Source organism: Pseudomonas edaphica, from assembly GCF_005863185.1.
GTDB lineage: Bacteria > Pseudomonadota > Gammaproteobacteria > Pseudomonadales > Pseudomonadaceae > Aquipseudomonas > Aquipseudomonas edaphica.
In genome coordinates this window covers 1-9,633 of sequence record NZ_VBVZ01000210.1, presented here as the reverse complement: position 1 = coordinate 9,633, position 9,633 = coordinate 1, and the positions used below count along the sequence as shown (strand labels likewise).

10 protein-coding genes are annotated in these 9,633 nt (G+C 59.3%); 4 read left to right on the top strand and 6 right to left on the bottom strand.

The annotated features are described in order from the left end of the window. Positions 1–396, bottom strand: a 396-nt coding sequence (gene deoC / locus FEM54_RS15550) for a deoxyribose-phosphate aldolase (protein ID WP_138451777.1), incomplete at its 3' end; no start/stop codon positions are given. Positions 397–523: 127 nt separating this feature from the next. Here deoC and deoR point away from each other — a divergent pair. Beyond that, entirely contained in the window at positions 524–1,282 is a 759-nt protein-coding gene (deoR, locus tag FEM54_RS15545) for a DNA-binding transcriptional repressor DeoR (protein ID WP_017135707.1), read from the top strand. Here deoR and FEM54_RS15540 read toward each other — a convergent pair. Genes FEM54_RS15540 through rbsK form a run of 3 tightly spaced genes read right to left on the bottom strand, consistent with a single transcriptional unit; the run spans position 1,279 to position 4,599 of the window. Then, positions 1,279–2,325: an aldose 1-epimerase family protein gene (locus FEM54_RS15540; RefSeq protein ID WP_138451775.1), complete on the bottom strand. Its 1,047-nt coding sequence runs from the start codon at positions 2,323–2,325 to the stop codon at positions 1,279–1,281. The genes deoR and FEM54_RS15540 overlap by 4 nt on opposite strands. Beyond that, complete coding sequence (gene fucP, locus FEM54_RS15535; RefSeq protein ID WP_017135709.1) at positions 2,322–3,650, bottom strand: L-fucose:H+ symporter permease; 1,329 nt, start codon at positions 3,648–3,650, stop codon at positions 2,322–2,324. Before fucP ends, FEM54_RS15540 begins: the two co-directional genes overlap by 4 nt. Positions 3,651–3,678: 28 nt before the next feature. After that, complete coding sequence (gene rbsK, locus FEM54_RS15530; RefSeq protein ID WP_138451773.1) at positions 3,679–4,599, bottom strand: ribokinase; 921 nt, start codon at positions 4,597–4,599, stop codon at positions 3,679–3,681. 207 nt (positions 4,600–4,806) lie between these two features. Here rbsK and FEM54_RS15525 point away from each other — a divergent pair, with 207 nt between their 5' ends. Further along, positions 4,807–6,003, top strand: coding sequence for a multidrug effflux MFS transporter (locus FEM54_RS15525; RefSeq protein ID WP_017135711.1), 1,197 nt, complete (start codon positions 4,807–4,809; stop codon positions 6,001–6,003). 95 nt (positions 6,004–6,098) lie between these two features. After that, positions 6,099–6,956, top strand: a complete 858-nt coding sequence (locus tag FEM54_RS15520) for an SDR family oxidoreductase (RefSeq protein WP_138451771.1) — start codon at positions 6,099–6,101, stop codon at positions 6,954–6,956. Between the two features lie 132 nt (positions 6,957–7,088). On the opposite strand, the gene FEM54_RS15515 is transcribed toward FEM54_RS15520, so the two are convergent. Next, positions 7,089–8,003 (bottom strand): site-specific integrase, encoded by a 915-nt coding sequence (locus FEM54_RS15515; RefSeq protein ID WP_099549753.1) that lies wholly within the window; start codon positions 8,001–8,003, stop codon positions 7,089–7,091. 121 nt (positions 8,004–8,124) lie between these two features. After that, positions 8,125–8,943: a M949_RS01915 family surface polysaccharide biosynthesis protein gene (locus FEM54_RS15510; RefSeq protein WP_138451769.1), complete on the bottom strand. Its 819-nt coding sequence runs from the start codon at positions 8,941–8,943 to the stop codon at positions 8,125–8,127. Between the two features lie 468 nt (positions 8,944–9,411). Between FEM54_RS15510 and FEM54_RS15505 the strand changes: the two genes are divergently transcribed. Beyond that, a partial coding sequence (locus FEM54_RS15505; protein ID WP_138451767.1) for a glycosyltransferase occupies positions 9,412–9,633 on the top strand: 222 nt, incomplete at its 3' end.

The window sequence follows — 9,633 nt, the reverse complement described above, 5'->3', positions numbered from 1 at the left end:
TTCCAGGATCACCTTCAATGGCACGGCGCCGCAGGCTTTATGCACCAAGGCTATGTCTTCGCGCACGGCCTCAAGCAGGCCGTCCTTCAGCCAGCCGATATTGGGCACCATGTCGATCTCCCCTGCCCCGGCGGCTATCGCCCGTTCGGCTTCAAAGGCCTTGGTGTCGCTCAGGCCGGCGCCCAACGGGAAGCCCACCACCGCACAGATCACCACGCGATCGTCGGTCAGGCAGGACGCGGCGTAAGGCACCTGCCCCGAGTTCAGGCATACGGAATAAAAGCCGTGCGCCTGTGCTTCTTCGCACAAGGTGCGAATCTGTTCACGGGTGGCATCGGGGGCCAGCAAGGTGTGATCGATGTACTTGGCCAATGCTGCGGGTTGAAGCGTATTCATATAACGTGCCCTTGCCTGTATGTTGCCAATGGTGGTGTGCCGCGTGCTGCGGTGCTCACATTAAGCGTTACAATATTCACAATTAATGTTACTTAGTTAACACAAACAATCAAGCCCTGGAATGCCCGTGGACAGTAAAAAAGCCGAGCGACTCAAGCTTATCCAGCAAGCCCTGCAGGACCAGAGCGCCATTCACCTGCGGGAAATGGCGGCGCTGCTGGATGTTTCCGAGATGACCCTGCGCCGCGACCTCAGCCACTTCAGCGAGCATTTGCGCCTGCTCGGTGGCTACATCACACGGGTCGGCAGTGAGGCCGGTGATTACCGGGTCGCCGACCAAGGCACGCGTCACGTCGAAGAAAAACGCCGCATCGGCAAACTCGCTGCGCGGTTGATACAGCCCGGCGACACGGTATTTTTTGACTGCGGTACCACCTCGCCGTTTGTGATTGATTTCATCCCCGACGAGTTGGAGTTCACCGCGGTATGCAGCTCGTTGAACGTGTTGCTCAAGCTGCAGAACAAGCCCAACTGCCATATCGTGCTGTGCGGCGGCACCTTTCACCGCAAGAACCAAGTATTTGAAAGCAGCGCCGAAAGCAGCATTCTCGACAGCGTGCGCCTCACGTGGGCCTTTGTGACGGCGGCGGGCGTCAGCCAGGAATTTGGCGTGACCTGCTTCAACTTCAATGAAGTCGAGGTCAAGCAAAAGGTCCTGCGCCAAGCCCAGCAGCGCGTGCTGCTGGCGGACTTCAGCAAGTTCGACACGGTGCGCACTGCGCACTTTGCCAGCCTTGCAGACTTTCAATACGTGGTCAGCGACAAGAAAATCCCCCAAGCGTACAAAGAAGCCATCCAGGCCAGCGGCGCGCAATTGCTGGTTTAACCCAGCAACGTTTGGCGCTCCCGCGCATTCAAGTAGCCGGTGGTCACGCTGAACGAAGCGCTGGCCCCGGCCGCCAGCACACGCACGTGACCTTTGGCTTTTTCGGCGTTATAACCTTCGGGTTCACAGGTTGACGGCAGTACGAACGCCGCCACTTGCTGGTCCGGTGAGTGCAGGATCCAGCGTGCGGCGTGCTCGAACTCCTTGGGGCGATAACGGGTGTAAAACGCCGCACCATTCGGGTGGTCCAGCAGAAAATGTGCATGGCCGCTGGCGTCTGTGCCCACGTCGTCGAAGAAAAACACGATTTCAGGGTCGTACAACGCCGGTGTGTCGAGACACGCCAACTGCGCCGGATGCTCGGCCAGTTGCGCCATATAGGCGCTCCAGTCAGGCGTGGGCTTGACGTGGTCCGGCACGCTGGTGCGCAGGCGCAGGCGCTGCATGCCCAGCGGCTCGACAAACCGCGCGCCGGCCACATAGGCGTAGTTCATATGGGCCATGTACATCAGTTCCATGGGCTTGCCGGCCAGGTTGGTGACGTCCATATCGATATCGAACAGGGCTGAATCGGCGCGCAGTGTCACGCTCGGGGTTGCCCTGTATCGATCGCCAAAGCCCTTGGCATATTGGTAAGTGCCACCCAGGCTCACAACGCCCTCGCCTATTTCCAGCCAAGCTGTGTCCATGGGCGCGCAGGGCATTTCGCCGTGCAAGGCATGGGTGTCATCCGGCGCCGGGCAACCGTTGCGCAGCAGGCCACTGTGAAACATAAAGCAGCCATAAGTATCAATGACGGTCGGGCTAGGCCTTGGCTGCTCGAACAGGTTGGTCATGGTCAGGTCGCAGCCGTCGAACACCGCCGACCAGATCATCTGCCCTTGATAAGGCAACACCACCAGGCGTCCACGGCTGTTCTCCAGGCCCACGGCCAGCACGCCGGACGGGTAAACCCAGGCGCTGACCTTGAAGTCTTCGGACTGTAGCAAGACCTTTTCCTGCTCGCTGAACAGCACCGGATACAGCGGGATACGCGTGTTCATGAGGCCACCGCCGCCGCACCCGACGGCACGCTGTCCGACTGGCGCATGCACTTGAGCGCATACATCACGATCACGATAAAGCACAGCAACGGCACGCTGTAGGCCAACTGCATGTTGCCACCGCTGGCGTCAGACAACAGGCCCTGGAAGATCGGAATCACCCCGCCACCGACAATGCTCATCACCAGCAGTGAACCGCCGACACCGGTGTCCTCACCCAGGCCATCGATGGTCAGGCCGTAGATGGTTGGCCAGCACGGTCCGAGAAAAATGCTCACGCCAACCGCCGCATACACCGCCGAAATATTCGGCACCAGGATGGTGTAAGCCAGCAGCACAATGCACAGCACGCCATAAATCGCCAATACCCGGGCCGGGTGCAGGCGGCGCATCAGCAGGTTAGCGATCATCTTGCCGACAAAGTAGGCGGCAAAGGTCGTCAACAGGAACCATGAAGCGCTGCGCTCATTCATGCCGCCCATCTGCATGGCTAGGCGAATGGTGAAACTCCACACACCAACTTGCGCGCCCACATACAGAAACTGCGCCAGTACACCAAAGGTAAAGCGCGGGTTGCGCCACAGTCGGCCCAGGCTTTGGCGCAGGCTGCCGGATTTATTGTCGACGGGCTTATTGCCCTTGCAGGCCGGGAACCGGGTAATGGCGATCAGGATAAACATCAGCACCAGTACGGCGATCATCCACTTGTAGGGCAACAGCGTGGACTGGATCATCTGCAACTGCTGCACCGCCGCCTCGGAGGCGCTCATCTGCGTCAGTTGCTCGGTGGTGGCATCGGTGTCCTTGAACATCACAAAGCTGCCCACGTACACCCCGGCCATGGCGCCGAATGGGTGAAAGGTTTGCGAGATATTCAAGCGCCGCGTCCCGGTTTCCCGTGGTCCCATCAGGGTTGAATAGGTATTGCACGCGGTTTCCAGGAACGACAGACCGGCGGCAATCACAAACAGGGCCAGCAGGAACATGCCGTATTTGGCGGTGGACGCGGCTGGGAAGAACAGCAGGCAGCCCAGCATGTACAGCAACAGGCCGATCAGAATGGTGCTTTTGTAGCTTAAGCGGCGCACCACCATCGCGGCCGGAATCGCCACGAAAAAGTACCCCAGGTAAAACGCCGACTGCACAAAGGCGGTTTGGAAATCGCTGAGCAGGAAGGCTTTCTTGAAGTGCGCGATCAGCACGTCGTTCATGCTCGCCGCTGCAGCCCACAATGCAAAAATGCTGCACAGCAGGATAAACGCGAACCAGGGCGTGCGGTTCAGATAGAAGCCATCGGGTGTCTGTTGCAGCGCAGGTTTGTTCATTATTGTTCTCCGGGCTGGGTTGAGAGTCTTACCGCTGTTGCTGGAAACGGGCGAACGCTTCGGCGTCGGGATAGGAGGTCTGTGTACCCAGCGCTGTGACCGAACAGGCGGAATACGCCACCGCTTGCTCCATGGCCTGGCGAATAGCGCCGTCGCGGCTCCAGTGCTGGATGAAACAACCGATAAACGCATCACCGGCGCCGGTAGTGTCGCGGGCCACCACCCGCTGGCCGGGCACCTGGAACTCGCCCTCCGCGCCCACGTACAGCGCGCCGTGCTCGCCGAGGGTGACGATCACGTGGCGAATGCCGCTGGCCACCAACGTACGCGCGGCGCTGCGGGCCGAGTCCGGCGAGTCCACGACGCGACCGGTGATCAACGCCAGTTCCGATTCGTTGGGAATCAGGAAATCCAACTGCGCCAGGTGCTCGGCACTCAAGTCGGCCAGGGCCGGCGCCGGGTTGAGCAGCACCGTAATGCCATGGCGGCGGGCAAATTCGATGGCGCAGTAGACCGTGTCCAGGTTGATCTCCAGTTGCAGCACGATCAGCGTGCATTCACGCAGGTCGGCAGCGGCCGTCTCGATGTCCGCTGGCAACAAATGCGCATTGGCGCCTTTGACGATCAAAATGCTGTTATGGGAATCGGCGCGCACAAAAATCGGCGCGACGCCGCTGGAGACGCCCGGCACACGCTGCACGTAACGGGTGTCGATACCAAAACGCTGGAAGTTGGCCAGGGTGTTGTCGGCGAACATGTCGTCACCGACTTTACTCAGCATCAGCACCTGCGCGCCAAGCTTGGCCGCCGCCACCGCCTGGTTGGCGCCTTTGCCGCCACACCCCAGGGCAAAGCCCGGCGCTTCCAGGGTTTCGCCCTGGTCCGGCATGCGGTCGATGTAGGTAATCAAATCCACCATGTTGCTGCCGATGACTGCGATCTTGCCCATTGCTATCTCACCTTGTTGCGGCACGACCAGGCAGGTCGTAGCGCTCTTGTTTTGTTATTTAAATAACATTAAGTGTGATTATTCAATCTTTATTTTATGAAGATCAGTCAAGCCGCAGGAAAATGTAGCGTCTGTGTAAGCATCATCTTGTGTGCCCAGGTACAGCTCACTAAGCTGGCCGATCTTTTGCTGTGACCCGGAACCCCCATGTCTCGAAGTATTGCCCACCTCGCCTTGTTGCTCGGGTTGATCACCGCCATCGGCCCTTTCGCCATCGACAGCTATCTGCCTGCGCTACCCACCCTGGGTGCCAGCCTGCAGGCGTCGCCGGCGGCCGTGCAGATGAGCCTGACGGTGTTCTTCATGATCATTGGCGTGTGCCAGTTGTTTTACGGGCCGATCAGCGATGTGTACGGTCGCAAGCCGCCGATTTACGCGGGCCTGGCGATTTTCGCGGTGGCCAGCGTCGGCTGTGCGCTGGCGCCGACGATTGAAGTGCTGATTGGTTTTCGTGCCCTGCAAGCCTTTGGCGCATGCGCCGGCATGGTGATCCCGCGGGCGGTGGTGCGTGACCTGTACACCGGCCACGAAGCCGCACGGTTGATGGCCCTGCTGATGCTGGTGATGAGTGTTTCGCCGATCCTCGCGCCCTTGGCCGGCAGCGTGGTGATTTCACTCTGGAGCTGGCGTGAAGTGTTCGTGGTGCTCGCAGTGGTTTCGCTGTTGTGCCTGGTGATGACCTTTGTGCAACTGCCCGAAACCCATCCTGCCGAACGCCGCCTGGGCAAGACCCTGGGCAGTGCGATCGGCAGCTACGGCGCCTTGCTGCGCGACCCGGTATTCACCGGCCTGTCGGTGGTGTGCGGGTTTGGCTTGGCGACGTTCTTTGTGTTTATCGGCAGCGCGCCGTTCGTGTACATCGAGTATTTCGGCCTGACGCCTACGCAATTCAGCCTGTGTTTTGCAGTAAACGCCGCGTCCTTCTTCGCCATGAGCCAACTGACCGCACGCCTGAGCGCGCGTTTTGGCCTGGCGCCGCTGATTCGCGGGTCGGTGATCGGCGTGGCGGTGGTTATGAGCGCGCTGGCCGTCACCACCTTGTGGAGTGACAACCTCGCCTTGATGATGGCACTGCTGTTTATCGGTTTCGGTTTTCTCGGCCTGTTATTGCCAGCCGCGGGGGTGTTGTCCATGGAGGATCACGGCGCAGTGGCAGGTTCTGCCTCGGCACTGCTCGGTGCTATCCAGATGATCACGGCGGCCGTGTCCATGACGCTGGTTGGCGTGTTTGCCGACCATACACCTGCGCCCATGCTGGTCGGCATCGCGCTGTGTGCGGTGGCGGCGATGCTGGTGACCTTATGGACCCTGCGTCGTTTGCCGGCTCACCTGGCGCGTGATTGACGCCATTCGTCGGGGGCGTGGCCCATCCATTACAACTATCGCGGGCGGCAAAACACCTAACTCCATAGCACCTTTGACGTTCTATGGAGTTAGACATGACCGACTACCCTCGCCCACCCTTCGCGCCCCAAGCCCAGTCCGTGCCGGGCACCCAGAAGAAAATGGACCCGTACCCCGACTGCGGCGAGAAGAGCTATAAAGGCTCCGGCCGGTTGGCCAACAAGATCGCCCTGATCACCGGCGCCGACAGCGGTATTGGCCGCGCGGTGGCGATCGCCTTTGCCCGTGAGGGCGCCGACGTAGCCATCGCGTACCTGGATGAGCATGAAGACGCCCAGGAAACCGCACGCTGGGTCGAAGAAGCGGGCCGTCAATGCCTGTTGTTGCCGGGCGATATCGCGCAAAAAACCAACTGCCAGGCGCTGGTGGACAAGACCGTCGAGCAGTTTGGCCGCATCGATGTGCTGGTCAACAACGCCGCGTTCCAGATGACCCACGAAACCCTCGAAGATATCGAGGATGAAGAATGGGTCAAGACCTTCGATATCAACATCACCGCGATGTTTAGGATCTGCAAGGCGGCCCTGCCGCATATGAAAGCCGGCAGCTCGATCATCAACACCAGTTCGGTTAATTCCGATATGCCCAAGCCAACCCTGTTGGCCTACGCCGCCACCAAAGGCGCGATTGCCAACTTCACCGGTGGCCTGGCGCAGTTGCTGGGTGACAAGGGTATTCGCGTCAACAGCGTGGCACCAGGGCCGATCTGGACGCCGCTGATTGTAGCGACCATGCCCGACAAGGATGTGCAGAGCTTTGGCAGCGAAACACCGCTCGGGCGGCCAGGCCAGCCTGTAGAGGTGGCACCGATCTATGTGCTGCTGGCCTCGGACGAAGCCAGCTATATCTCCGGCTCACGGTACGCGGTCACTGGCGGCAAACCGATTCTCTAAACCTCACATAGCCCTAATGTGGGAGCGGGCTTGCCCGCGATTGCGGTGTATCAGGCAGTCAATCTGTCACTGACACACCGCAATCGCGAGCAAGCTCGCTCCCACAGTTTTAATCAGTGTCTGACCTGGAAGCTACAAATCAAACCTGTCCACCGCCCGGCGCCGCTCGTTGTCATCGCGCACGTCATAACTGGCGGTGGTCTGGATATTGGTGTGATGCGCCAGTTTCTGCGCAATCGACAGGTCGTGTTCTTCAATCACCCGCGTGATGAACGAGCGTCGGAAGTCATGGGGCATGATCTTCACGCCCACCTGCTCACCGCGTTGACGGGCGATGTAGTAAATCGCGTGCTTGGTGATGCGTTCACGGGTGATATGGCTGCCCCGGCGAATACGATTGAACAGGAAGCTATCATCCTGCTCGCCTTCCTTGAGCTGCTCGCGACGAAACGCCAGCCAGGCCTGCAACTTGTCAAACGCCCAGGCTGGGGCGTACTTGATCAGTTCTTTGTTGCCTTTGCCAATCACACGCAAGCTGCGTTCATCGAAGTTGATCTGCGCCAGGTCCAGGTTGACCGACTCCGACTTGCGCATGCCTGAACCATACAAAATGCCGATCACGGCGGCATCCCGCAGGCCTTGAGGGCGTGGGTCGGCGGCACAGACTTCCATCATTTCGCGGATCAGGGTGCGGCGCAGGTTACGGCCCTGGCTGAGGCGTGTGCCCGGCGTGGCCTTGACCGAGCGCATCTTCAACAGGTGGTCCTGGCTGATCAGGCTCATTCGCCAGGCCTCGTTCATCACCCCGCGTACCGCATTCACATACAGCGAAGAAGTGTTCGGCGCGCAGCCGTCCTCGCGCAATGCGCCGACCAGGGCAATCACCTGTTCGGGTTGCAGCAGGTGCCAGTCGATCTCTTCCAGGTTGATATCTTCGTAGCCCAGGCGGTCGGCGGCATCTTGCAGCACGTAGCGCATGGTCAGTTGGCTGGAGGGCGCCAAGCGGGTGAGGTAAAGGGTCAGTGGGTTGCGGATAGACTCAGTCAAGGTAGATCAGCCTTTGGATTAAATACCTCATTCAAGCCTTTGTTTAATCGAGGTATTTAGTGAATTGGCGAGGATCGAGTCTAACTCAGGACCGGGCTTGGCACCAAATCACGGCACAACATCACGGCGCCGATTCGTCGTCCTCGGTCGGGTTTTCAGCCTGAGGTTGCGCCTGGGATTGGCTCCAGTCGGCATCCTGTTTGTGCATCAGTGCAAACCAGTGCTGACGCATGAACGCCAGGTAGCTGTCCGGCGCTTTGGCAAAGTCGCTTTCATCGCCATAACAGCCCGGCAGCGGCAACTCGGTGCCCTGCTCCTTGTACTGGCTGACCAGTGCCTGCTGTGCGGCAACGCTGCAGTCAGTAGGCAGCGGCATACCTCGCAGGGCACCGGCATCCTCGTCCCACCAGCTTGCACCGACGCGATCGACACCGCGCAGGCGGTACTTCTGGGACTTGCCGACATGCATGATCAGCTTGAACTCACGCGGGCTGACATCGCTGGTGCAGGTGCGCGAATAGCCCACCGTGGCCTGGGTAACGCCATCACCGGCAAGATCAGTGACCTTGGTTGCCGCCCTGTCAAAACGCAGCCCTGCATCGAATTCGCAATGCTGCACATCGTCATAGAGCATCCAGACACGCTTGGGGCGGTCGCCGCCGAGCAAATACTGGGCCGCGTAGACAAATGCCGACTGGGTACCGTCGTCATCACGCTCGCTGACTTGCTCGGCGAGTACCAGCAAGTTCTTGCCTTGGTGGTCGTCCCAGGTATAGGCCGCGACCTGTTTGCCGCGCACTTCCACGCCGTCCGGCACCTGCTCGATGCTGGTAAGCGCCACGCCATCGTCGGCTCGAACGGTAGTGACACAGGCCACCACCATCAACAAGCCCATCAATGCAGGCCGCAACTGGCCGTGCAAAATCCGCACACTATTCATCCGACTACCCTGGCAAGAGATGGCTTACTTTACCGGCACTTGAGGGCCATTGCAGAGAAGTTTGTTGAATTACCTTACGCGCCTGCGCAGTGGTGCAGAATCCGTCGCGGTTTTGCCTGCAGAACCAATCCCCAGGCGCTTCAGCGGTTTAGCTGAACCCTACCTGTCTACCTGTCAAATAAACGAGTTTTTCATCCGCCTTTCATATTCGTTCAACAATTTTCCGCTTAAACTTGACCGCAGGCCTTGAGAACGAACCGCGTCTTCCCCGACTAACCTGTTGATTACGCTTTACCTTTCATAGTTTTCGTCTTTACTCTGCTAGCCCATGGAAGAAACCGTTGCCCGTCCTCAGGAAAGTCGAACGAATGCCGCACACCCACGCTACATTTAATCGGCCGGCGTTGTTGCCGACTGATTACTGCTGTTTTCACGCTCCAATTGTTCTAGCCCCGAGGTCATGAATCTTTGAAACCCTACCCTATTCATTGCGTGTCGATCGTTATCCCGGTCTACAACGAACAAGAGAGCCTGCCTGAATTGCTGCGTCGCACGACTGCAGCTTGCAAGCAATTGGCTTACGAATACGAAATCATCCTGGTGGATGACGGTAGCCGCGACAACTCGGCCCAATTGCTGGAAGACGCTGCCGCAGAAGACGGCAGCAACGTGGTGGCGGTGATCCTCAAC